Origin of the sequence: Wolbachia endosymbiont of Ostrinia scapulalis (assembly GCF_023559145.1) — a bacterium.
In the GTDB taxonomy this organism is placed as follows: Bacteria; Pseudomonadota; Alphaproteobacteria; order Rickettsiales; family Anaplasmataceae; genus Wolbachia.
On record NZ_CP096926.1, the window covers coordinates 609,943 to 635,426 of the forward strand.

At 34.1% G+C, this 25,484-nt stretch carries 19 protein-coding genes, 1 tRNA gene and 6 pseudogenes; 9 read left to right on the top strand and 17 right to left on the bottom strand.

The genetic code is table 11. The features are described from left to right. The first annotated feature begins 81 nt into the window (after window positions 1-81). A complete protein-coding gene (locus M1L26_RS03100) occupies window positions 82-1,407 on the top strand; it encodes an IS4 family transposase (RefSeq protein ID WP_250120086.1) in 1,326 nt (441 codons plus the stop codon). Here the strand turns inward: M1L26_RS03100 and M1L26_RS03105 are convergent. From M1L26_RS03105 to M1L26_RS03140, 4 genes and pseudogenes are all read right to left on the bottom strand, one after another. Then, window positions 1,384-1,713, bottom strand: a complete 330-nt coding sequence (locus M1L26_RS03105; protein ID WP_250120404.1) for a hypothetical protein — start codon at window positions 1,711-1,713, stop codon at window positions 1,384-1,386. The two genes, M1L26_RS03100 and M1L26_RS03105, sit on opposite strands and share 24 nt — an antisense overlap. Before the next feature lie 120 nt (window positions 1,714-1,833). Further along, a pseudogene (locus M1L26_RS06460) lies at window positions 1,834-2,630 on the bottom strand (hypothetical protein). A 119-nt stretch (window positions 2,631-2,749) separates the two neighbouring features. Further along, window positions 2,750-3,892, bottom strand: a pseudogene (locus M1L26_RS06465) (hypothetical protein). A 76-nt stretch (window positions 3,893-3,968) separates the two neighbouring features. Continuing rightward, window positions 3,969-6,671 (bottom strand): annotated as a pseudogene (locus M1L26_RS03140) (glycoside hydrolase/phage tail family protein); the annotation flags it as partial. Between the two features lie 97 nt (window positions 6,672-6,768). On the opposite strand from M1L26_RS03140, the pseudogene M1L26_RS03145 reads away from it, so the two are divergent. After that, a pseudogene (locus tag M1L26_RS03145) lies at window positions 6,769-7,640 on the top strand (IS982 family transposase). Between the two features lie 264 nt (window positions 7,641-7,904). Here M1L26_RS03145 and M1L26_RS03150 read toward each other — a convergent pair. From M1L26_RS03150 to M1L26_RS03175, 5 genes and pseudogenes are all read right to left on the bottom strand, one after another. Further along, a complete protein-coding gene (locus M1L26_RS03150; RefSeq protein WP_250120408.1) occupies window positions 7,905-8,162 on the bottom strand; it encodes a hypothetical protein in 258 nt (85 codons plus the stop codon). Window positions 8,163-8,447: 285 nt separating this feature from the next. Then, the gene (locus M1L26_RS03155; protein WP_211907985.1) at window positions 8,448-8,591 is read right to left on the bottom strand and encodes a hypothetical protein; all 144 of its coding nucleotides are present in this window, start codon (window positions 8,589-8,591) and stop codon (window positions 8,448-8,450) included. After that, window positions 8,588-9,536, bottom strand: a pseudogene (locus M1L26_RS06575) (IS5 family transposase). Before M1L26_RS06575 ends, M1L26_RS03155 begins: the two are co-directional and overlap by 4 nt. Before the next feature lie 163 nt (window positions 9,537-9,699). Beyond that, window positions 9,700-10,638: a gamma-glutamyl-gamma-aminobutyrate hydrolase family protein gene (locus M1L26_RS03170; RefSeq protein ID WP_211908358.1), complete on the bottom strand. Its 939-nt coding sequence runs from the start codon at window positions 10,636-10,638 to the stop codon at window positions 9,700-9,702. Between the two features lie 60 nt (window positions 10,639-10,698). Then, window positions 10,699-10,771, bottom strand: a tRNA-Phe gene (locus M1L26_RS03175). A gap of 74 nt (window positions 10,772-10,845) precedes the next feature. Here M1L26_RS03175 and coaD point away from each other — a divergent pair. After that, window positions 10,846-11,352: a pantetheine-phosphate adenylyltransferase gene (gene coaD, locus M1L26_RS03180; protein ID WP_015587724.1), complete on the top strand. Its 507-nt coding sequence runs from the start codon at window positions 10,846-10,848 to the stop codon at window positions 11,350-11,352. A 71-nt stretch (window positions 11,353-11,423) separates the two neighbouring features. Beyond that, window positions 11,424-11,633: a zinc-finger domain-containing protein gene (locus M1L26_RS03185; RefSeq protein ID WP_211908360.1), complete on the top strand. Its 210-nt coding sequence runs from the start codon at window positions 11,424-11,426 to the stop codon at window positions 11,631-11,633. A 14-nt stretch (window positions 11,634-11,647) separates the two neighbouring features. Here M1L26_RS03185 and M1L26_RS03190 read toward each other — a convergent pair whose 3' ends face one another. The 4 genes from M1L26_RS03190 to M1L26_RS03205 form a co-directional block, all read right to left on the bottom strand. Then, entirely contained in the window at window positions 11,648-12,274 is a 627-nt protein-coding gene (locus M1L26_RS03190; protein WP_250120409.1) for a phosphatidate cytidylyltransferase, read from the bottom strand. After that, the gene (gene uppS, locus M1L26_RS03195; protein ID WP_211908364.1) at window positions 12,264-12,959 is read right to left on the bottom strand and encodes a polyprenyl diphosphate synthase; all 696 of its coding nucleotides are present in this window, start codon (window positions 12,957-12,959) and stop codon (window positions 12,264-12,266) included. The genes M1L26_RS03190 and uppS overlap by 11 nt, the downstream gene beginning before the upstream one ends. 235 nt (window positions 12,960-13,194) lie before the next feature. Beyond that, window positions 13,195-14,121 carry a hypothetical protein gene (locus M1L26_RS03200; protein WP_250120411.1) on the bottom strand — a complete coding sequence of 309 codons (927 nt, stop codon included), beginning with the start codon at window positions 14,119-14,121 and terminating at the stop codon, window positions 13,195-13,197. Between the two features lie 245 nt (window positions 14,122-14,366). Continuing rightward, window positions 14,367-15,236 carry a hypothetical protein gene (locus M1L26_RS03205; protein ID WP_250120412.1) on the bottom strand — a complete coding sequence of 290 codons (870 nt, stop codon included), beginning with the start codon at window positions 15,234-15,236 and terminating at the stop codon, window positions 14,367-14,369. 151 nt (window positions 15,237-15,387) lie between these two features. On the opposite strand from M1L26_RS03205, the gene odhB reads away from it, so the two are divergent. Further along, on the top strand, window positions 15,388-16,560 hold the full coding sequence (gene odhB, locus M1L26_RS03210) for a 2-oxoglutarate dehydrogenase complex dihydrolipoyllysine-residue succinyltransferase (RefSeq protein ID WP_211908367.1): 1,173 nt from the start codon (window positions 15,388-15,390) through the stop codon (window positions 16,558-16,560). Between the two features lie 626 nt (window positions 16,561-17,186). After that, entirely contained in the window at window positions 17,187-17,750 is a 564-nt protein-coding gene (locus M1L26_RS03215; RefSeq protein ID WP_250120413.1) for a hypothetical protein, read from the top strand. Window positions 17,751-17,799: 49 nt separating this feature from the next. Here the strand turns inward: M1L26_RS03215 and M1L26_RS03220 are convergent, their stop codons facing one another. The 3 genes from M1L26_RS03220 to M1L26_RS03230 all read right to left on the bottom strand — a co-directional run bounded on the left by M1L26_RS03220 (window position 17,800) and on the right by M1L26_RS03230 (window position 21,098). Continuing rightward, a complete protein-coding gene (locus M1L26_RS03220; RefSeq protein WP_250120165.1) occupies window positions 17,800-18,459 on the bottom strand; it encodes an integrase core domain-containing protein in 660 nt (219 codons plus the stop codon). Window positions 18,460-18,531: 72 nt separating this feature from the next. Beyond that, window positions 18,532-20,370, bottom strand: a complete 1,839-nt coding sequence (gene ltrA, locus M1L26_RS03225) for a group II intron reverse transcriptase/maturase (protein ID WP_250120129.1) — start codon at window positions 20,368-20,370, stop codon at window positions 18,532-18,534. A gap of 440 nt (window positions 20,371-20,810) precedes the next feature. Further along, window positions 20,811-21,098 (bottom strand): helix-turn-helix domain-containing protein, encoded by a 288-nt coding sequence (locus M1L26_RS03230; protein WP_250120164.1) that lies wholly within the window; start codon window positions 21,096-21,098, stop codon window positions 20,811-20,813. A gap of 669 nt (window positions 21,099-21,767) precedes the next feature. Here M1L26_RS03230 and M1L26_RS03235 point away from each other — a divergent pair. From M1L26_RS03235 to ltrA (M1L26_RS03245), 3 genes and pseudogenes are all read left to right on the top strand, one after another. Next, entirely contained in the window at window positions 21,768-22,544 is a 777-nt protein-coding gene (locus M1L26_RS03235) for an enoyl-ACP reductase FabI (RefSeq protein WP_063630452.1), read from the top strand. Window positions 22,545-22,972: 428 nt separating this feature from the next. Continuing rightward, entirely contained in the window at window positions 22,973-23,227 is a 255-nt protein-coding gene (locus tag M1L26_RS03240) for a hypothetical protein (RefSeq protein ID WP_250120414.1), read from the top strand. Window positions 23,228-23,459: 232 nt separating this feature from the next. After that, window positions 23,460-24,416 (top strand): annotated as a pseudogene (gene ltrA / locus M1L26_RS03245) (group II intron reverse transcriptase/maturase). A 33-nt stretch (window positions 24,417-24,449) separates the two neighbouring features. Here the strand turns inward: ltrA (M1L26_RS03245) and M1L26_RS03250 are convergent. After that, the gene (locus M1L26_RS03250; protein ID WP_250119961.1) at window positions 24,450-25,430 is read right to left on the bottom strand and encodes an IS481 family transposase; all 981 of its coding nucleotides are present in this window, start codon (window positions 25,428-25,430) and stop codon (window positions 24,450-24,452) included. Between the last annotated feature and the right edge of the window lie 54 nt (window positions 25,431-25,484).

Here is a 25,484-nt window from a genome sequence, read left to right on the forward strand (position 1 = left end):
CAAGTTAAGGAAATAAAGGTATGAAAGAGATAGAATAATAAGGTATAAGTTCTCCCAGATATACTTTTAGTGAGAGAACCAATGAATAAAATAACTTGCTTATCAAAAAAGCTCAAAGAATTTTTTAATGAAAAAGCAGAGAAAATCTCAATTACAACAAGGTTTATAAAAAGAAAGAGAAAGCTAAAAGGTTCATCATTCGTAAAAGCCATGGTCTTGGGTAATATAGGAGTTGATAATTGTAGCGTAGAAACAATGTGTCAATTACTAAACGAGGACTCGATAGATATAACAAAACAAGGTTTGGATTTTAGATTTACTGAAGAAGCAGTGGAATTTATGAAAAGGATGTATAATGAATCTGTGATTCTCTTTAAAAATATCTTGCAAGTTGATTGCAAAATCTTACAGCAATTTAATAGTGTTAAATTATTGGACAGTAGCTATATTACTCTACCTAACAGTATGGAAGAGATGTATAAAGGTTATGGTACTAGCTACAGTGGCTATGAAAGCAATACTAAGTCTGGAATAAAGTTACAATTAGTTTTCGACTACATGAATCAGATAATAGACCAACTTAATTTAACGGAGGGGGTAAGATCAGACCAGGGATATAGGAAACATTTAAGTAATATATTAAGCAATGATTTGCTAATATCTGATCTCGGTTATTTTGTGCCAAGTTCTTTTAAACAAATCAATGAAATAGGAGCTTATTTCATAAGTCGTTATAAATCTGATACCAACATATATGATGTAGAAACAAATCAAAAAATGGAGTTATTAGAATGTTTAGAGGATAAGTTATTTTTAGAAAACGAGGTATTGTTAGGAAAAGAAGCAAAAATTAGAGTAAGAATTATATGTCAGAAACTAACTGAAGAACAGTCTATGGCCAGAAGAAGGAAAGCTAATAGATTAGCAAGATCGCAGGGATATACATCCTCTAAAAGAAATCAAAAATTGTTGAACTGGTCAATATTTATAACTAATGTTCCAGAAAATAAAATTAGTGCTGAGCAAGTATTAACGATTTACAGAGTAAGGTGGCAAATTGAGTTATTATTTAAATTGTATAAAAGCTATATCAGGCTTGATAAGCTAAAAGGAAAGCCATGCAGAGTATTATGTGAACTATATGCTAAATTGTGCGCAATTCTTATATTTCACGGCATAGTTGGTTGCACAGAAGTGAAAAAGAATACAGAACTTAGCTTAACAAAGGCATTTATTGAGCTAAAAAGGCGGGTTAGAGAGTTATTTTTAGTATTAACCAAAATTAATAGTTTAAAAGCATTTCTTAAAAAACTCACTATAACTTGGTCGCTATTTTCATTAAAAGACAAACGTAGAAGGGCTAGAGTATCCACTTTAACCTCTCTAAATTTGCTCACAATCTCTTAACTTGACGCGTATGGTTGCACCAACACGTATAAACATTTCCATAAAGACTACTTTAAGAAACAAACAATAGTTTCTTTTTCCTTTTTCATTCCCTAAAATGAGATCTTTATGTTTTGAATATAGCTCCTCGATAAGCTCATTAGGCACTTCTTTCTCATTAATAGTAAGGTTGTGTGATCTACCAAGGTCAATATATGTTTTGTAACTAAAGTTCCAATTATCTGATTTTATTGATATAGACTTTAAATCAGCATATTTGAGCTTTTTTACTTCAGATTTTAATGCATTAACTATTTTTTTTGACATATCACAATCTTATATTATATACGTATTACGTACTTTTCATCATAAGTAAAGGTTTTCTGTAAAACTTGATTTACTTTTTATTATACTCACCTTATTAAAAAAAGCAGAGATTTCAATATCTTATTTTAAATTCTTCAAGTTTAGATTCTTATCTTGGAATGTATTTATATCACTTAATGCTCCAAGTGGCTTATCCAGACTATGCTCAAATTTTTCCTCACAAAAGTGAAATCCAAATTTTTCGCAAAATTTCTGAAAATACTCAATAATAACATCAAACAAATTCTTATCATTTGCTTTGTAGTTTTTCAGCTCCTTAGGAATATAGTAAGAGACACCTTACCTTCTTCATACTTCACATTTTAGTTTAAACTCCACTGAGTTTTGTAAATCACATACTAAAATTTTATTATCGTTATATATGCCATCATTTACGCTAAAACTGAACTTCAGACAATTTCGATCTTCACAACTTATATAGGTCCTTTCTCTGTAAGAAGGAACTAAATAGTGGAATGAATACATGCACAATCCAAAAGAATGAAGTGCTTGACTTTGAGAAGAAAAGAATTGCTTGTACCCAGACCTGTTATAATAAGTTATCAATTCTTCCATAATAGAGTCATTTGGAACTGCTGCACCGGCGTGTTCCGTGAAGATTTGCTTAAGAAACAGACGATAACTCCCTTTTTTGTCCTTTGTAATGAGATTTTCATGTTTTAAATATAAATTTTAATGAAATCATTAGTTATTGCCTTCCCATTAATAACAAGGTCACAAACAAATTCATATTCACTATTGAAGTCCATATCCAAATCCTTATATGTTCTATAATCAGAACTTTCTGTAGACTTCAAATCAGCATATCTCCTCTCCCTCTCCTTATCTTTCAGTGCATTAACTATTTTTTTTGACATATTATTCCCTCTATCACATAGATTAATACTAGTATTATATTTTATTGACTGTCAATTATTTAGAACCTTTGCTTTAAAGGACTTTCTATTTTCAATATAGAAAAGTCCTTTAATAACTGTTATGTAAGCGATAGCTTTTCCATTGCTACCCTGTCTACTTCTGCTCCTTCCAGCTTGTTATCTACTCGTTCACGGTATAGATCTTTTCCTTTCATCCAGGATAAATCACTTTCTGCTAGAGTCATTCTATAGTTACCATTGTTCTCTCCAAAAGCAAATGACTTCCATTTGCTTTCTTCTTGACCAATTAATTTATCATGCACTATCCTCACAACATTTCGTTGACCTAAATTTGCTCCAAATTGGGTAAGGAAGGGAAAAAAAGCTTGTTCATATAACGTCGCTATTCTACCATTGCTTAAATCTTCTACACACCTTTCTGAATACTCTTTCTGATTCTTCACTTCTTTGATAATCCTTTTTATTTCATCTTTCTCTTCTTCCTTTTTCATCTCTTCCTCTTTTTCAAGCATACTGATGCAATCACCTAGTTTAATTATAGCTGAAGGTAAATACTCTACTAATTTACCGCACATTTCTTTTTGACTTAGTATTTCACTTTTATACTTAGATAAGATATCAACTGCTATGCTTAAATCATTTATCGCAATTAAGTCATTATTTAACTGTGTATAAACGATTTTTCCACTATCGTTAATACCTACAACAATCGGTCCCAACAATATCCCCTCAGAAATTGTTATATCCTTCCCTATATGAGTGGGAATGGGTTTTAAAGAATCAAAGTCTATATATTGCACCTTTCTCTCCTGTCATTTTTTCTGAAAGAGCAAGAGCAATTAATCTAAAAGTATCTATTTCAATAGCAAAATACATCCTTTGCTCCTCCGACATATTATACATATTTTTGAAGAAATCCTTTATGCTAATGTCTTTACCATCTATTTTCCATCCTGTATCTATTTCGCTCCAGTCCATTGATGCAAGTCTATAACATGTACTCCTTCAATTCCTTTCAGCTCATGTTTTAAACTATCTATTTGATTTTCTTCAAATCCAGGACCATTTATAACCAGATATATGTCTCTCTCCTCTTTATTTGTTAATTTATGATTTTTAATTATTTCTAAATAATTCAGGGTACTATTTTTACCATTCGGTAAAGATGCACCATGCACTCTTGGCACCCATGTTAGTATTATTGGTGCTTTATTTGATAATTTTTTTACATTACCGATCATTATTTTACCTTACTATATTGCTATATTAATATTATAGTGGATTTTTTAATAAAGTGTAAATCAATATACCTGTTGGTTAGCTGAAGTTCTTGATCAATAGTTTCGCTTTCGTATTATCCAATGAGTCACCGTAGGTGACTGCTTTGAGATAAAACTTTTTACCCCTTTGTACTTTGAAAGAAATTATTGAATGATCAAGCAGAACGAATTTTTCACCTGCAGTGTGTTCATATTTCTTAGTGCCTTTTTGACCTCTAATTAGGTCACTCAATTTGTATTTATTCTTATCTATAAGCTTTGCACTTTGTAATTTTATTACCTCTTTGCCAATCAGTGCTAACGCAGTTGCATCTAGCTCACCAAAACGCAGCACTACTGTAATCTCCTCATTGCTAGATTCCATAACATATCCGTAAGTAGATTGTGTATTTGCGCTTGCGATAGGCTTATAATCTTTATCATCATACGAAATAAAGAGCGTTGCTCCTTTCCAACTTTCCTCTTCACTAATTAAAGTAAAGCTTGAGATATTATCTTTAATATACGGTAAATCTATCATTTCTACGATAGATTTACTGATGTGAGAAGGAGGGTATTCTTTAAGCATAAGTGATCTTGTTGAAGGAAAGGAGAGCTTGTATATAGAGGGATCATAACTAACTCCCATTACTTGAATGGACATGCTTTCAAACTTTGTTTTTATAATTCTCATCGTATGTCTTTTCTCGCCATCTGAAATTGCTATGACATCACTTGGTAAAAGCCATGCATATTTTATCGGGAGCTTAAAGTTGTATACATTTCTCTCTTACCACGAAGAATAAAGTAAAACTTCAGCTATATTTTGCGCCTCCCCTTCCTCCATAATGAGAGGTATTTCAACTGTTGCAGCATTGCCCTGCTTTGGCAGTTCAGCATATTTCACATCAATTGGATAGCCAAAATTGCGGTTAAAATAGACAACATTGACTTTACTATTTAAATCTAGCTGACTAATATTAACAAGTTTTGCAACGTTATTGGTAACCATCTCGCCAATTGGTATTTCAGTTGTCACTCCCCTGCCCTTTTGAATAAATTTCAGTTTTGAGTTCTGTTCAACCACATCAAAAAAATAGCACCTTCGCAGCATTTTAATAATTGAGCGTACGGGTTGCTGATCATTTATTACATACCCAGATAGTAATCCTTTAACATCACTTGTATCAAACTGATCGCCTTTGAGACCTACCTTTTGCAACAGATCAGACAAAACATCGGAAACATTAAGTTGTGAAATTTTTCCCTGAATCCAGTGCCCGGTCTGCCAGTTATGGCAGTCAGCCCACATATCACACAAGTTGGGAAAATAAGGAAATGGCCTTGCATCCCACGCCCAGAGGAACATTTTCTCCACCATTTCTGAGCTTTGCCACTTTTTTAATGTTCCTTCGATTGCAGTTTTCTGCGAAAGAAAGCTCACCTCTCCGTTTGAGTATCGTGGATATTTACTCTCTATACTACCTTTATCAACAAACACATTGGGCTCATTAGTGCAGCCGTTCATACTGGGAAATCCATATTCGGTAAACCATATTTTCTTCATTTTTGGTTGCCATTTTGTTTTACTACCACCTGGATTTACATGAACTTCACTCCACCATTTCTCGATATTTTTCCACGCATATTTGCTGTTATTATACTTTATTTTCTCAGGATCACTTTTTGAGTAATCGTAAAAATAATCATACCCTACCCCACTGCTCCAACCACCTGTTACATCTTTCGCAGAATAGCCAAAAGGAGGTTCTTCGCCATCGGTGAGTGGAAAATAAGCATCTATGCCAATAACATCGATGAACTGTGAAGACCATAGTTCATCCATATTATACCAACCATCATATGAATGATACTCACTCCAATCGGCAGCGTAAGTTACGTTTACTTCTTTTCCAAACTGAAATTTTACTTGCTTTGCAACTTTAACTAGCTCTGCTACTGCAGGATAGTGACCCTCTACATCTTTCACTCTGGTGAGCTGCGCAAATTCAGACCCGATTATAAACCCTTCCACTTTAGTTTGTTTGGCAATGCTCGTGTAATGCTCTATGAATTTGCTATACTGATTCTCAAAAAAATCACTTATATCCTGAGGAGTACCGCTCAATTTTCCTCGCCACTCTTTGTTTTTTGTGTCAAGCAAGAGCATTGGATAGAGCATCACCTTATAACCTCTGCTATGCAGCTCTTCTATATATCTTATTAGTGCTGCATCGCTAACTGTACCACCATATCTTGGATTGCCATGATTATCTTTTGAAATGAGCTGGGCATTATCCCTGGTTATATTTCCTACTTGCCAATCATCAGGCACTATAGCAGAATCGTCTTGAAATTCAACTGCAGGATATATTTTACAATCTTTGATATTCAAACTGCTTGCAAACCAATTAACCACTACCGATGCCCATTCAACATTTGGTAAACTTTCCTTCAATTGGTCCAAAGAAAGCATAGCATCGCTCTTTTTTGTGTGATTATTGTGATTTACTCTTTGTGCCGGTCCATAGGGAATATATTGACTACTGCTTATTTTTTCTCGTGCAATTTTCTTCTGTATTTTCGTATCATACACAAACTCCCCTGAACCTGGTATGATATTGATATTTTTAATGTTTTCTGCTACTGAGAATCCACTGAGCTTCAGTGCAGTTTGCACTTCAAATGTAAACACCGGAACACGATTACTATAGTCTGCCAAAGGAAAATTTTTGATGACTATGTAAGATATTCCTCTATAACCCCAGTTATGGATTAGAAAACAGATAAAAGTAGAATTAATAAAGAGGGAAATAGGGTAAACTCAAGTATTTTAGCAATAATTTAAGAGGTTACCCATGAAGAAAGATATTACAGAACTTTACTGCTGCGTCGAGGATTTTTGTCGTGTAGTAGATGAAAATTTTGCAAATAAGTTCTTATCAAATGGCAAAAAACCAACCAGAGTACCAGAAATAGCGCACTCAGAAATGCTAACCATAATCCTGTTATACCACCAATCGCCATGTAAAAACTTCAAGGCTTTTTATCTTTGTTACCTTAAGTTACTCTATAGATCAGAATTTTCAAAGATGCCTTCATATCACAGATTTATTGCCTTAAAGCCGAGAGTTTTACGGTATTTAGCATTACTTCTTCAATGGTTCTGCGAACAAGCGAAAATGACAGGTACTTCCTACATTGACACTTCTACGATTGCCATTTGCCACAAGAAAAGGATCTCTAGGAACAAAGTTTTTGATGGTTTAGCAGAAATTGGTAAGAGCACGTATGGTTGGTTTTTTGGCTTTAAATTGCACTTGGTGATTAACGAAATTGGAGAAATTCAATCACTTACTCTAACCAAAGGTAACGTTGATGACAGAAAACCTGTGCCAACTATAACTAAAAGACTGACAGGACTTTTGTTCGGAGATAAAGGCTATATCAAGAAGGAGCTCTTTGAGGAACTCTTCGATAGAGGTTTAAAGCTTGTCACTAAAGTGAAAAAAGGCATGAAAAACGCACTAATCTCACTAAAAGAGAAGGCTTTATTGAGAAAAAGGTCGATTATTGAGACAGTCTTTGGTTGTTTAAAAAATAAATTTGAGCTTGAAAATACACGGCACAGATCGCCAATAAATTTTCTGGTACATATTTTTCTACATTAATTTCATATTCCATGCAGTCAAAAAAGCCTTCTATTTCTAAGCCTTACTGTGTTGGTTAATCCATAACTGGGGTTATAAGCTGTACATTCTTCTCACCTTCAATTGATAACATAAACGGATCAGGGTTTTGGTCTTCTCTGCCGTGGTAAAAAGTATAATCTATTTGGTCAAAGCTAAGCGATTTTGTACCCGCCCAGATTCTATTTAATTTTTTCTACTTTCCCCTTGCAAATTGCAATTGCGAGTGTTGCATAGTAGTTATATGTAATATTTATACCTCTTCCTGTTTTATTTTGAGTGGTTATCGCCTCCTCTTTTATTGGCTATGACCAAATAATGTTTCCAGCAACGCGAGCAGTGCCATAGATAATTGGAATTGCTTTGCCATAAGTTGAGGTTTGAACTTGCAGATTTTTCAGCCTCGCCTCATGCGTTATCTTTTGCTCGGCATCAAGACCAAATATTGCATTATCAAGCTGTGCACCAAGCAGAGCACCGAGTTCTGAGCCGACAATCTGGCCAATTGGACCAAAAATACTGCCCGCTTTACTTAAAATTGATGATAAAATTATTGTAGACATAATATTCTCCTTTTTGATAGATTATTTTGAATTTTTGAAAGAAGATCCCAGACTGGGATGAAATTGGGACCTACTATATAGTAGTGTCATGCGACTGGTATCCAGGAAAAAAAGGATGTCATCCGAGTAGCTGACACTGGGATCAATTGTTCTTTATTTCTGGATTCCAGAGTCACGCGCTGGAATGACATTAAATGATTTTTCTTTGAATTTGAGTTATGCAAGCAGCCCCTTTGTTGTCATGCAAGTAGCCCCTTCGATGTCACCCGAGTAGCCCTCTTTCTGTCATCCCAGTGCTTGTGACACTGGGATCCAGCCTTTCTTACCAACAAAAAACTTGGCATAACTTGCGTGCTCAAAAAATTCCTGGATTCCAGCAGGCTTTGTTGCATCACTCTTCGGATAATAGGTAACGTGGAATAAATTCATGAAGCTATCTCAAATTTAGCCATGCCTATATCAGTAAATTTGTTAAGCAAATAACACTTGAGTAGCAGTTCTCTCTCACGATTAACCTCAGATTTGTTTCTAAAACTAAACCCAAATGTTTGCTTCAGTCGCGAGAAAAAACTTTCTATATAAGATCTCTTCCCATAATTTATCTCTTTTTTCCACCTTTTCATACCATCTTCATCATATGACTTTATGAGCTTGATTGTAGAATTTCTCTCATCCATATAATCCAACTTTGGATGCTCTATTGCATTATTTTGCGGAGGAATCCTTGTCTTTATGTCAAGCTCATCGCACAGTTTGTATAACTTCTTTCGATTATATGCCCTGTCTGCATATAGTGTGCTTATATTATATTTAACATCAATCCTTGCAATAAGATCACATGCTCCATAGTGGTCAGAATAAACTCCGCCACTGTATTTTGCTGCTATAACTTTTTTGCTACCTATCTCTAGCATTACATGCAGTTTTCTTGTTTGCTCATAGCAGCGATACTTTCTATCTGTACCATTTGCCTTGCTATGACCTGGAATATTATTGTAGATCAGTACTATCTATGGCAATCTCAATATCTTCTGTATTATTTTTATCATGTCTTCGATCATTAATTTTGATGTTAAGTTTTTTAAGCCTTCTTGAGGCCTGGGAATAGCTAATAACTTGCAAGTTTTTCCTTACTTGCTCAAGGTACCCTGCTATAAATCCCGCTGTTTGTCTCAGACCTATTCTAAATAAATAAGTTATTATGTGAACCAGAATCACGACCTTATCGCTATAAATATAGTTGCCACCAGCCATTTTTGGACCTTTTTCGTACCAATTTTCTATGGCATCATTGACGTAATAAAAAATATTTCCCCTCTCTTGGAGAAATTTGTTATATTCATGGCAGTTACTGACTCTCATTTTTTGTGGCATATTTTTCTTTAGTAGGTTAAATGCTTGTCTTATAGTGAATTTTGTCAGTAACTGCCAGTTCTTTTTATTTGACCTATGCAACAAAGCCATTCCAGTGTCACGCACTGGAATGACAAGAAAAAGAGTACTGGCATGACATTAAATGATTTTCCTTATTTTAGCATTAAACGCGATGAAGAAAATCATTTATAATCGCTATAGCAACTAGTGTTGAAACCTGACGTACCTTTTGGCTTGACAAACGAGAGTTTTTATCTGATTTGACAACAAGGGCTTCTAGATGACTTTGAAAGTAAATATTACTATGCTTATCTTCGATAGCTTCTATTAACCCGTCATTGGCAAATGCTGCAATTTTATATCCAAGTAGCTCTAGCCTTCTTCTATTCTCTGTAGTATTACTTACTGTACCTGAATGAGCATTCGGAAAATAAGTTGAAAACCAGCCATTTTGATTAGGTAGTAAAAATCTAGCTACCACTTTTTCCAAACTACTACCTGGAACAATTTTTATCTGCTGAAGAGGTATATTCTCTTTTTGTGGATAGGATGCTGATTTTAAATGATTCTTCTCATCATTAACAACATTTGTTATTTCAATTTCTTTTGCATGCATAATGTCTTGTAAACCACCGCATATGGTAAGCAAATGAATTGTAGGATTGTCATCTACTATTTTTACAATTGCTTCATTCACAAGCTGGCGGTAAGGTTTAAGAGCTGAATGAAAGTTATCTGAAATAAATATTCTGTTTATCTTTTGCTCTTTGATAAATTTTGCAACTTCAACCTTTATTCGATCTAGTATCAGCTTTTTTGCCAATATTTCATCTTGTTTTGCGAACTCTTCTTGGATTTCTTTTAGATTAATTATTTTGTCGTAGTCAATAAATATAGTTTTAACCCCAAAATTATTGAATATCTCATAGATATTTTGAGATTCATCTGTTTGCAATAAACCAACAATTATATTGTAATTTACTGCATTTTCCGCTGTCAAAGCAGATAATTCTTTGTTTACTTTTTCACTATAAGCGATATTACTTAATAGTAGAAATGTAATTAACAGTATATTAAATATTCTATTGTAACATTTAGACATTATTTCCTAAATAATTGTATTAATATTATAATATATTATAGAACATTAAGAAAAAGAATGTGGCCTGAGCAGGAATCGAACCAGCGACACAAGGATTTTCAGTCCTTTGCTCTACCAACTGAGCTATCAGGCCAACTACGTACTTTTATTTTTAGACAAAAAACGTTATTATGTCCATCAAAAGTTTTTGAAGTATAGAAACAAAAAATGAACATTAATAACAAAATAGGAATTTATCCTGGTACGTTTGATCCTATAACTTTTGGGCACCTTGACATAATAAAAAGAGCATGTAAGCTAGTCGATAAGTTGATAGTTGGTGTTGCAGAAAATGTTAACAAACATACTACCTTTAACATAAAGCTACGCACAAGCATGGCTGAAAATGAAGTTAAAGGAGCAGAAATTAATGCAGATGTTATATCTTTTAATGGGTTGCTCGTGAAGTTTGCCAAAGAGCAAAATGCCTCTGTTATTATCAGAGGACTGAGGGCAGTATCAGATTTTGATTATGAATTTCAAATGAGTTGGGTAAATTATAAGCTCTCCCATGAAATCGAAACCATATTTCTTCCTGCATCTGAAGATACTCAATTTATCTCATCAAGTTTTGTGAAAGAAATAGCGAGATTAGGAGAAGATGTTAGCAGCTTTGTATCACAAAATGTCCAAACCGAATTGATTAATCTAAATAGGGTAAAAAATGGAGAATAAGTATTTATTGTCTTTTTTATTCCCAAACGAGTATGTTCGATGTATAAAATACTATAAATTAAAGGAGCGAAATGTCAGAAGTGAGGGATAATAATCTAATAGTTTGCTGCCGTGGTGATGAGAATGATGATGGTTCTGGTCATCCAGTAGTATATTTACATAAAGAAGGAGAAATGTATTGTCCTTATTGCAGTAAGCCCATGAGTGAAATAGTAAACTCCGAAGAATTTCAATCTGTTGAGGTGAAAGCATTGAATAAAAAGGAAAGGACCAAAGGTTAATAGCACTTCATTCTTTAGCTTATGTAAATAGCAATAAAGGGGGCAGTAAAGATGAAACTGTCCATACGGTCAAGTACTCCTCCATGGCCAGGTATTATACCTCCACTATCTTTAACATTGTAAACTCTTTTTATGAGTGATTCAGTAAAGTCTCCAAGTTGGGCTAGAATAGCAATTGTAAAGCCAATTATTGGGGAATAGAAAATTGGAAATAAACTCAAAAATATTGAGCCAAAAATTGTACAAAATACTCCAGCTAAAACTGCACCTAAAAGCCCTGACCAAGTCTTTCCAGGACTAATAATTGGGCAAATTTTAGCACCACCAAAGTTTTTACCAAATAGGTAAGCGGTAATATCGATGCTCCAAATGGTTAAGATAAGCCATATTAATTCATATTTTCCCTGTGGTAGATTATATAAGTATATCAGCGATGCATTTGGTAGTGCAATGAGTAGTAATGCAAAAATGTATAAGATTCTATTGCCTTTAGTTAGGTTATACCATTCAAAAGAAGATAGAACCGCAATTGAAAAAATTAGTAGATAAAATGATAAATCACTGAAATATGTAGCAAAAGAAAATATCAGTAATATTACTATTGAAGACAGTGTTCTCACCATAAAATTATTATCTACCATATTTTTTCTCTCTCTTTGTATAATCTGCTAATGCTTTACTCAAATCTTGACAAGAAAAATCAGGCCACAAAGTATCACAAAAATACAATTCAGCATAAGCTGCTTGCCATAGTAAAAAATTGCTTAACCTTTTCTCGCCACCAGTGCGAATTAATAAATCCAGTTTTGGTAAATCTTTAGTATACAGAAATTTTTCAAATTCCTCTTCCAATACGCAATCAATATTTCCTTTTATGACGTTGTTGATAGCATGTATAATTTCCTGCTTTGCTCCATAACTAACTGCAACAGTGAGTAATAGACCATCGTTCTTATGTGTCACTTCTTCTGCTTTTTTGATTTGATCGAATATTTTACTGGGCAATAGACTTAAATTGCCAATAAAATTTAACTTAATGTTACAATTGTAAATGAATTTCATTTTATCTTCATTAGTTAAAGTGGAGTAAAATAAATTAAATAGGTAGTCTGTTTCGTTTTCAGACCTGAGCCAATTTTCCATGGAAAATGCATACAAAGTTAAGTAAGGTATGGCCAGGACTGTGCAATGCTTAGCAATATCAAATGCAACCTCACTGCCTTTTCTATAGCCATCAATTTTTACCCTTCCTTGATTGTTTGCCCACCTACCATTACCATCCATAATAATTGCTAGATGTTTTGGCAGAGATTCTAGATTCAACATTTGAATTCAACCTGTTCTAATTAGCTTGATTTCTATATCTCTGTATGAAACGTTCACTATATCCACCTAAAACTATATTATTACTGAAAAATCATTGATAGTCTATATTACAAAAATTTTCTCAACCTCGGTGTCAGCTGCCAGTGATTTTACCAAGAAAATATAGTAAAAATAGTCTGATATAGATGGTTTTACGATATAGTAAAATTATTATAAATAAATGAATTTGGTGTTATTAGAAATACCTAGCTCTTTTATGTGGATTGATATTCTCAATAACCTGCTCTAAAGATAAATTATATAATTTTGACACAGGTTCTTTGCATTCAATATATCTTTCAAATGTAAGGAATGGTACAAGTGAATTTATATTTATGTCCTGCTCTTGAGGAAGATCTTTACCGCCTAAGAAAATCCCTGGGAAAGGATATTGAGTATATATGCTCAGCTCTTGGGGAACATATTTAATTATATCTTCGTAAATACGTTCCTTGTTGTTCAAATAATCGATATTAATATCTGTAATTTTACCAGCTTTACGCAGGAGTATAGCAAGCCTCAAAGTCGACTTTACGCTAGGTTTAAAATTTTTAAATATATTGACAAATACCTTACCAGTAACATTATCTGTTATTACTTTTAGCTCTTTAGTGGTAACAGAATTGATCTTCTCAACAGCATTTTGATCTTTTAGTAGTGTTATAATCCTTTTGTCATTCAAGCTTGCATTATCAAGTAGAAGTCGAAATTTTTCAGTATCAATAGAATCGATAAAATTCCGACTTTTTAGTAAATCCATAACCATGGAGCGATCAAATTTACTACTACTAGATATAAGTTCAAGTTTTTCAAGATCGATAGAATTGACTCGAACGAATAGACTCTGATCTTTTAGTATTTCTCTAACATCTGTAGAATCAAACTTAATGCTTTTGCATATAATTTTTAATCTATTACCATCAATAGAATGGAGTTGAGGTAATGAAGTCTTTAGTATTGCTACAATCTCTTTATCTGTAAAAAAATAATCACTTTTCATGATACTCACTTTACTTTCATCAAGAGAATTGATTTGATCAAATAAACTCTGATCTTTCAGTAAATTCATAATATATCCTTGATCAGAATACTTAAATATTAAGTCAAATATTTTACGATTCATCGAATTGATGCGTTCAACAACTTCCTGATTTTTTAGTAATTCTATAATAATGGTATAATCAAATTTCCTAAATACGGATTTAGATTTTCTAGGATCAATCAAATCGATAAGCTTAACAAATTCTCGGTCTTTTAGTACTTTTATAATATATTCACTACTAAACCTATCACTTTTAACTATGTATTTAAGCAGTTCTTCACTAATAATATTGATGTTCTTAGCAACTTTCTTATTTTTTAGTAATTCTACAATAATATTAATATCATCAAACTTACCACTATTAAGTATGAGTTGAAATCTTTCAGGAGCAATCGAATTGATGCGTTCAAGAATTTCCTGATCTTCCAGTAATTTTTGATATCTTTAAGACTAAATTTATCATTCTCAATTATATATTTCAACGTTTCTTTATCAATAAGATCGATGTTCCTAGCAGCATTTTGACTTTCTAGTAATCCTATAATACTGGTACCATTAAACTTACCACTATTAAGTATGAGTTGAAATCTTTCAGGAGCAACCGAATTGATGCGTTCAAGAATTTCCTTGTTTTCTAATAATTTTGTAACATCTTCATCACTAAGCTTACCACTTTCAAATATACATTTTAGTATTTCTTCATTAAGATAAAACTGAACATCATCAACACGTTTTTCATTAGTTCCTTTATCTCCTAATGCTTCTTTCGCGAAGTTATTCGGATCATTTTTTTCATCTTCCTCGTAATAATAATTATCATAATATCCATAATCTTCTTCATTCTCCTCACTATCACTACTTTCGAATTCATTGTTGATATTGCAAACCTTCCCACCTTTTAGTATTTCTAGAATATTGTGCTCCGCAGGTGCATCATTTAGCATGGACCTAAACATTTCATCATCATAATCGTTGATGTGATTAACAATGCTCTCATCTAATAGTAATTCTTCAATACCTTTGTGACTAAACTTATTATGATACTTGCATAAGATTTTAAGCTTACTGTAATCCATTGAATTGATGCCATCAACAACTCTTTGATTTGATAGTAATTCTCTGTTATAAGTCTTACATATCAGTTGAAGTTTTTCGTTATATAAGTCTTCTGCATTGCCTGCCTTATCAAAATCCATAATCTTATTTCAATTTACTTAGTATTTTAATTTTGCATGTATTAGGAGGAAATAATCAAGCATTATGATAAAAGGCCTAATGAATTTATTAGTTTATTTATGTTTCTTTTCATGTATAAATTTATAGAAAGTTTTATGTAGAAGTTATTTTATGAGCAAAATTATAGAAATCAGAGCGCCAAAAACTCTTGGTGGTGAATCAGTTACGGAAGGTATAGTAAAAATAAAGAAAAATATCGGCGAAGCAGTAAAAGTAGATGACTTGATCTTTGAAATTGAAACTGATAAAACGGCGCTAGAACTAACTGCAGAAGCTTCAGGACAAATAACTGAATTTTTTGTGAAAGAGGATGATGTAATTAGCTCTGATCAATTACTGGCAAAACTTGCTGTAGGAGAAGTAAAAGAAGAAGTGAAAAAAGAAGATAAAGGCGAAAGCGCTGATAAAAAAGATGCCCCTTCAGCTCGTAAAATTATGGAAGAAAATGCAATTAGTGCAGAAAATGTAAAAGGAACTGGCATGGGAGGCAGAATAACTAAAGCGGATGTGATAGACCATATGAGTAAAGCTGAACAACCTCCGGTAAAACAATATGAATCGCCAAAAAGTGTAGTAAGTGGAGAGAGAAGAGAAGAGCGAGTGAAAATGAGCAAAATAAGGCAAGTAATAGCTGCTCGTTTGAAAGCATCGCAAAATACTGCTGCAATACTGACCACGTTCAATGAAATTGACATGAAAAACGTCATGGATCTGAGGGCAAAGTATAAAGAAACTTTTGAAAAGAAATATGGAATAAAACTGGGTTTCATGTCGTTTTTTATAAAGGCAGCAGTGCAAGCACTAAAAGAAATTCGTGAGATTAACGCTGAGATTTCAGGTGATGAAATTGTATATAAAAATTACTATGACATAGGTGTTGCTGTTGGCACTGACAAAGGTCTTGTTGTACCAGTTATTCGTGATGCTGATCAAATGTCATTTGCTGAAATTGAACTAACTTTAGTTGCTCTTGGCAAAAAAGCACGAGAAGGTAAGCTGCAAGTATCGGAAATGGAAGGTGCAACATTTACTATCTCAAACGGTGGTGTGTATGGTTCACTTCTTTCTACTCCGATAATAAACCCTCCGCAATCTGGAATACTTGGCATGCACTCAATACAAAATAGACCAGTTGCTGTGAGTAGCTCAATTGAAATCAGACCTATGATGTACATTGCCCTCTCTTACGACCACAGAATAGTTGATGGTAAAGGAGCAGTTACTTTCCTTGTTAAAATAAAAAATTACATAGAAGATCCAAATAGATTGGTTTTGGAAGTTTAAACAAGTTAAAAACGGCAGGTAAGTTTTTCTGAAGTTTTCAAGGTGGGTGTTACAGCTGTGCAAACATTTGTTTATAAAGGTAACTTATACAAAAAATGGTCAGTGCTTACTGTACGAGCATTGTGATTTAGGCCTAAAAAATGCGAGTAGCCCATTTGGTGTTATCCAAGTAGCTGACACTGGGATCCAAATTGCAAGTAATGCATTAGGTTGGGTGAGTATAGGTCTTGCGTTATAGAATGGTGATGTCATTCCAGTGCTTGATACTGGAATCCAGAAAAATTTACAAGCAAACTAAGCTTATGCTAAATTTGATGAGATAAAATGAAAAACTGGATTCCAGTGTCAAGCACTGGAATGACATCATTTACTATGTGCCATATTGCAATGTTTGTAAAGTTGTGTGTGTGGTCCACCAAAAGGGTGTCAGCTACTTGCATGACACTATCTGCTATTTTTCCTTGTCTGAATGAATACAAAACGGTTTTTGGTTACTCACGAAATAGATTTGTCCATTTTGCTCTTATTATTTAAAACGCTTTTGTGCCAAATATGTCAAAATTTTTATTTGACATATGTTAAAAACATTCTAAGGTAAGGCTATTTATAGAATAAGGGGGTATATAATGTTAAGTAATTCTTCTAAAGAAAAAAACTCTGAGGTTGTTCAAGGAATACCTGGACCAGTGTCAAGTGATAAATGGAATAGGACTTTCAATTTTCCTCCGAATAATAGGGTGAGAGCAGATGATCATCCATTTTTAGGTACCAAGCATGACCGCAAAATTGAATATTTAGATTGTGATGATGAAGAGTCAAAAAGGCGAATTCTTGCTGATAGCTCTTCTTATAATTCAGAAAATGAAAATCACGGTAAATATCTAAAAGGCAAGATTATTGATGAAACTAAGCAAGAAATTGCTCAACACATAGAAAACAGTGATGTAGAATCTGTACAGCTTAGAGTGAGAAGTCCAATTAGAACTATGTTGACTGCAAGAATTGTGCTGAATGATAATAAAGGAAAAATAAACATTAGTAATATTTTAACTAATGATTTTTTTGAAAGCAATAGGATAACGGCGGTTACATTGTTGCTACCTGGAGATGAAAAAAGAGGAATGCGTGGACGAGTTGATGAGCATGGAGTAAGAATTTATGAAGTAGCTAATGGCTTGTGTGATTCATAGAGGTTATTGCAACTAATTTGTCAGATCAAGTCTGAACTTGAAATACCTGTTAAGAGGTTTTGTATTTTTGAAGTGACTTTAACTCTTGGTCATGTTTGTAATTTTGCATGACAAACGTTTCTTTTGATGAAATATAATTTTTTTGTATTTCACTTAGACAAGGAATTGTTTTTTCCAGTTCTTTATATTTTTCCCAAGGAGTCTTTCCCTGAAGAGAGCTATGAGGACGTTGTTTATTATAATATTCTTCCCAATCCCTAAGCTTGACTTGCAGTTCATGATCCTTAATGTTAACGCTACTATAAAATTCATCTAAATCTGTACGCTGCGCTCTTTCTACTTTACCATTTAAATGTGGTGAAAACGGCTTAATTGGACGGAATTTTATTTTCCATTCTTTTAGACACTCTTGCACTTCGTAAGCAAAAAATTCTTGTCCTCTATCGGTTTGAATCCTTTGACAATGAAATGGAGCCCTTTCCCTTAATTGTTTTAAGAAATCCAGAGTATTTTTTGAAGTACGCCTTGAGTATAATGCGATAACTTTATAACGCGTACAATCATCTATAGCAGTATATTGATAAAGCCCCGAGGATATTTTGCAAACATCCATTTGTACACGCTCTCCTGGCACTTTGCAGTTATAACGCTTAATCTGCTTGCGATAGTGGCGTTTAATACGTAAAAGACTTACATCGTGTTTCTTCAAAACTTTGTGTATAGTAGCCAATGCAAAAGAGATATCATGTAAACGCTTCAATTGTTATCTAAGTGAGGAAAGTCACCTCTCCCCACTCGACTTCAAAACCGGACTTGATAGTTTCCCATCATCCGGCTTCTCTCTAATTTGGCGCTTTTCATGCATACTCCCATGTAATTCGTCGTGACAATGCCCATGCAACAAGGATAAATTTTTGCTCATATTATTACGTCTATTCCGGTCTTTATGGTGTATCTCTAGGATATCATCATTTTTGAACCAAAGTTGACATTGATCACATTTACCTTGTTGCAACTTCATTAATTTTATTACTCGTGGTGATTTTCCTGGAACTTTACTTAAGCGATTTGCCCAATATAACCAATCTCCGTCATATAAAGATCTAGATCCTTTCACTTTGATATGCCTTCTTATGGCATGATCTACGTGCCTAACAAGCAGTAAATTATTATTCGTCATAAATCTCCAATTATCGTTATCTTTCTTTCGAAAGTATTTTCTCTTAATCCAATGCTTCCCTTTGTTACAGTGTCTAAAGACTGCCCATTTCCAAAGCTTTCCATGCATATCATGATCTAAAGAACTAAATACTTTATGTGACACTACCGAAGAGTAATACTGACTCCATCCTCTAATAACTGGATTAAGGTTTTTAATTACTGCTTCTTGAGGTGCTGCACGCATTTCTTTAAGTTTTTGCTTAATGATTTTAGCATGTTGTTTTATAGAGAGGCGACTTGGTTTAATTAATAATTTATAACCTTTCTTACTTTGTTTTGTTAAGTATTGTCGTATTGTGAACCCAAGAAAATCAAAACCTGGTATTTGTCCTCCATAAGTTTTTAACGTATGAGATATTTTTGTCTTTGATGGCTTTAACTCTAATCCAATGGTATTTAACCATCTTTCCGTTAGATTTTTTGCCTTAAAAACAATTTCCTCATTTTCATGGAGAATCACACAATCATCTGCATAAGTAATCACACTTAGTGATTGACCAGCATGTTTATGTGAAGCTTTACCATATTTTTTCTTTTGATAATCAAATAGTTCCTTTCTCAATGCCATTTTTAGGTAATATTCTAACCCATGTAGAGCTATACTTGCTAACAAAGGTGAAATAGTTCCGCCTTGTACTGTACCACTCTTTGTGGGTCTAAACGCTTTACCTTCCATAACTCCTGCTTTTAGCCACCTTTTTATAACTTTAGTTAATGTTGGTGTGGTGTTAAGCTTTTTTTGTAATGCATTATGGTTGATGTTATCAAAGCACCCTGAAATATCTGCATCCAGTAAAAATGCTGTTTTCTGTTTTAGTGCTATGAATATAGCTTCAATGGCATCATGACACGACCTACCAGACCTAAAACCATATGTGTTTGGCTCAAATTTTGCTTCCCACTCCGGTTCTATCACCATTTTTACAAGTGTTTGTTTTGCTCGATCTGATATTGTAGGAATACCAAGCGGGCGATACTCCGATGGCTTACCAGGTTTTGGAATCCAAACTCGTCTCGATGGTTTTGCTTTTTCTCTTATATCCAAAGAATATACTAATTGTAACCTTTCTTTTTGATTAAGATTCGCTTTTCCATCTATACCTGCAGTCTTTTTTCCTCTGTTATCCTGAGTTACCTTTCTAACAGCGAGCGTTCTTGCACTTGTTGATCTGAGTAACAATCTCTGAAGATTATGCATCTTTTTGATATCATTACATTGTGAAGCTCGGTAAATTCGTTTTTGTAGCTTAAATGAAGATTTCTCCAGCTTGCGCCAAGGAATTTCATTCCATTCATACCTAACATTTTGTTGGCTCATAACATATTCACTACTATTCACAACTTTACCTTCCAAACTACAGTGTCTACGTTTGCATATCCTAAACATTACCTTAGGCATTAGCTTCTTAGACAATCCCTCTACATAGGAGCATTCGGCTGGCTACCTTCTTAGTTATCCTTTTGAAAATAAAGAATAATAAGAGCTTCTATGTAGTTACTCCGTTCCATAAAATCGTTTCTCGTTAAACTTAGGCTCTTACTATCTGCCGGAAGATTGGAAGCATCTTAATCAGGAAAAGCCGATCCTAATTACCCGTTTCTTCATACCTTTTGGTATATGCGTATTCAACCTTATTTCGCATATTCGAATTAACGACAGTTCAAACATAAGTTTCTTTTCGTAGCCATATCTAACTCTTCTCGAGAGGATTTATCATAAGGTTTGATATTACTCCCTTTTGATCCATGCTTACACCATGAGAATTTGCCACTTTCTTAAGGTGTGGATCATGATTTTACCCAGATGCTATGGGAGATGGAATTTAACCATCACGACATTTATGACCTTCGGGCCGCACCAGCTTGAATACGTCTTGCTCCTAATTTTCTAGCTTTTCTCAGATGAAGAATGAGCTGCTCATTTGACTCGTTGATTTTTTGTAAGGGTAAAGTTTTAGGCCTGCTACTAAGGTTTGACAATCCCTGTGCACCTAGCTTTTCATAACGTTTGTACCATTTTCGTAAGGTAAAGCGTGAAATGTTATAGTGTTGACACACTTTGCCTGCATGACCTAATTTTTTGTATAATTCTATCCAATTCAAACGCAACTTAACTTTGGTATCCATTTACTGATTGCCTCTTGTTGATGAATTTATTCATATTATTGTAATAAGGTATTTAAACTATCACAAGTCAAAGTTTTTATTTTATCTTACATTTTTGCTGTAATAACCTCTATGAATCACACATAGATGCACTATCCTACTTACGTAAAGAAGGTTCTGAAATAGTAAAAGTTTCACAGAATCCTTCAACAAGTATGGAAAGTGTGACTATATCAAAACAACTTTCTTCTGCTCAAGGAGTAAGTAAATAAGAAGACTTTATGAGCTGCTTGCAAATGTAGGCAGCTTATATTTCAGTATCCTTATTTCATGTTCTCTAGAGTGTTTTTATTTCCTGTAATCTTTTTATAAAAACCATAGGCGCCAGTTGGTTTTAAAGTAAAGGTCAAGTATCTGGAATTCTGGACATAAAATCCTCCTGTGTAAAAAAAGTTAGAAAAAAATGCGGTGCATATACGACAGATATACACTGAAGAATATATTTTTTAATAAGTTTGATTAAAAAATCTGCAGACTAAAGATAGATTTTGAGCTCTTAAAATATCTCTAATTGTAATTATAATGAGGTTGGAAATATGCGGAAGTAATTTTTATACGTTAGCTACAGTTAAAACATAATTGACTTTGCCTAGTTAATATTTCAAATTATAAAAAAGGCAAATAATTTCTATGATATTGCAGGGCAAAAAAGGGTTAATAACCGGAATAATAAATAAGAGGTCAATAGCATATGGTATAGCAAAGACCCTCTCAGAACATGGAGCTGAGCTTGCAATCACTTATCAAAATGAAACAATAAAAGAGAAATTATTACCAATAGCAAGTGAATTAAATGTAGAGTTAATATTGCACTGTAATGTTTCAAATGAGGAAACTATAGATAATGCTTTTAAGGAAATAAAGGAGAAGTGGGGTGCTATTGATTTTTTGGTACATGCAATAGCATTCTCCGATAAAAATGAGCTAAATGGTAAATATGTCAATACTTCACTAAACAACTTTATTAATGCAATGCATATATCGTGCTATTCTTTTACTGCTTTAGCGCAAAGAGCGGAAAAAATGATGTTAAATGGCGGTAGTTTACTTACTTTATCTTACTATGGTGCTGAAAAAGTTATGCCAAATTATAATGTGATGGGTTTATGTAAAGCAGCACTTGAAGCAAGTGTAAAATATATAGCATGTGATCTCGGACCACAGAACATCAGAGTAAATGCAATTTCTGCTGGTCCAATCAGAACTTTGGCATCTTCTGGAATAAGTGACTTTCACTCCATATCGGAATGGAATAGAAGTAATTCTCCACTTAGACGCAATGTTACAATAGAAGATGTTGGCAAGGCAGCACTATACTTATTAAGCGACCTGAGTAGTGGTACAACTGGAGAAATTTTACATGTTGATTCAGGGTATAATGTTGTGGGAATGAAGATAGTAGACTAATACAGTACTGCAGATGCATGTGAAGCCTGTGTTTTTTTGTTATCCGAGTAATTGACATTGGAGCCCAGTATCAGCTACTAGAATGACAACATTTTTTACTTAAATCTTCGCATATTAACCATAGAGTTATTATTTTAAAAGTATTTATTGCCGCTGATCTTCTATTTTTACTTCTTCCATTTGGGTTAAGAGATTGTGCGTGAGGGTTGCTCTTGGTGCGCCAAGAAGTGCTTGGAGAACAGTTGGTAAAAATCCAACACAAACAAAGTCTAGCCAACAGTTTGGAACAGACCACTATGTTGCATGAGGTAACGAGTGTAATAGAGCTAGTGGGATGGACAATGCAGGGTACAACGAAAGTGAAGGGATTGAGTTCCGAAATACCTGAAGACATAGAGGTCGACATTTTCATGGCCATGGAAGACAGCATGAAGGATAACGTAAAGGCAAGTTATCACTCACTCTATCGGGATCTGAGACCGTGCCATGTATTGAAATGGACTTCAAGTGAACTTGGGAGATCCTATGCATTCCTACAAAGGTACGCTGGAACAAGTCAACAAAGGCAAGAACTAGCGGAAGATGCAGGGGAAGTCGGACTGATTGATAGTACTCAGAATGTGGGAAAGCCACGTACAAGGGGAAGCGATCAGCAATATAGTAACTGGAATAGGGATTGCTAGGCCAATACAACGGAGGTTGGAATAACATGCAAAATAAACTAAACCAGATAGCAGTAAGAGCAAAGCAAGATAAGCGACTAAATTCACATCGTTAGTCCATCTGATAAATACAGAGAATCTTGCGAGATGTTATAAAGAACTGAAGCGTAACAAGGCTTGTGGAGTAGACCAGATAACAGTGGAATCATACGGAGAAAATCTGAATGAGAAACTCGAAGTGCTAGTAGAAAGTATGAAGAGGAAGCAATATCAACCACAACCAGTAAAGAGGGTATATATACCGAAAGCTGGCAGTAAAGAGAAACGCGGACTCGGAATACCATCGACCGAGGATAAATTAGTACAGATTATGCTGAAGAAGATACTAGAAAATATTTACGAGGCAAACTTTCTGGACAGCTCATATGGATTTCGACCTGGAAGAAACTGTCATCAAGCGGTAAATGCACTAGATAAAGCAGTTATGTACAAGCCAATAAACTACATTGTAGAAGTGGATATCAAGAAGTTCTACGATAATATACAGCATAAATGGCTAATGAGATGTCTAAGGGAACGAATAACTGACCCAAATTTGCGGTGGTTAGTAAAGCGGTTTCTCAAGGCAGGGATAGTCGAAGCTGGAAATTATGAAGCAACAAAACAAGGTAGACCCCAAGGTGGTATAGTAAGTCCTGTATTAGCAAATATATACTTACATTATGTGTTGGATTTATGGAAAGAAAAGAAATTTTAACCAAGATCCAGAGGATATATACAACTAATAAGGTTTTGCGACGATTTTGTGGTTTGTTGCGAAAGTAAGGTAGACGCGGAAGAATTTCTGGAATTACTGAAACAAAGGCTAAATAAATTTGGGTTGGAAGTATCTGAAAACAAGACCAGAGTAGTAAAGTTTTGCAAGAGGGAGTGGCAACAAGCGATAAGAGAGAAACGAAGGACGGAAAGTTTCAATTTTCTGGGGTTTACGCACTATGGTGCAAAAAGTCGTCGTGGTAGATTAATAATGGGACATAAAACCTCAAAGTTAAATCTAGCCAGAAAACTAAAAGAAATCAAGGAGTGGTTGAAAATAGTCCGCGGAAGTATTCGACTTAAAGATTGGTGGCAAGTACTGAAGGCTAAATTAACAGGACACTATAACTACTTTGGTATTAGCTGTGTGATTCATAGAGGTTATTGCAACTAATTTGTCAGATCAAGTCTGAACTTGAAATACCTGTTAAGAGGTTTTGTATTTTTGAAGTGACTTTAACTCTTGGTCATGTTTGTAATTTTGCATGACAAACGTTTCTTTTGATGAAATATAATTTTTTTGTATTTCACTTAGACAAGGAATTGTTTTTTCCAGTTCTTTATATTTTTCCCAAGGAGTCTTTCCCTGAAGAGAGCTATGAGGACGTTGTTTATTATAATATTCTTCCCAATCCCTAAGCTTGACTTGCAGTTCATGATCCTTAATGTTAACGCTACTATAAAATTCATCTAAATCTGTACGCTGCGCTCTTTCTACTTTACCATTTAAATGTGGTGAAAACGGCTTAATTGGACGGAATTTTATTTTCCATTCTTTTAGACACTCTTGCACTTCGTAAGCAAAAAATTCTTGTCCTCTATCGGTTTGAATCCTTTGACAATGAAATGGAGCCCTTTCCCTTAATTGTTTTAAGAAATCCAGAGTATTTTTTGAAGTACGCCTTGAGTATAATGCGATAACTTTATAACGCGTACAATCATCTATAGCAGTATATTGATAAAGTCCCGAGGATATTTTGCAAACATCCATTTGTACACGCTCTCCTGGCACTTTGCAGTTATAACGCTTAATCTGCTTGCGATAGTGGCGTTTAATACGTAAAAGACTTACATCGTGTTTCTTCAAAACTTTGTGTATAGTAGCCAATGCAAAAGAGATATCATGTAAACGCTTCAATTCAGCTTGAATACGTCTTGCTCCTAATTTTCTAGCTTTTCTCAGATGAAGAATGAGCTGCTCATTTGACTCGTTGATTTTTTGTAAGGGTAAAGTTTTAGGCCTGCTACTAAGGTTTGACAATCCCTGTGCACCTAGCTTTTCATAACGTTTGTACCATTTTCGTAAGGTAAAGCGTGAAATGTTATAGTGTTGACACACTTTGCCTGCATGACCTAATTTTTTGTATAATTCTATCCAATTCAAACGCAACTTAACTTTGGTATCCATTTACTGATTGCCTCTTGTTGATGAATTTATTCATATTATTGTAATAAGGTATTT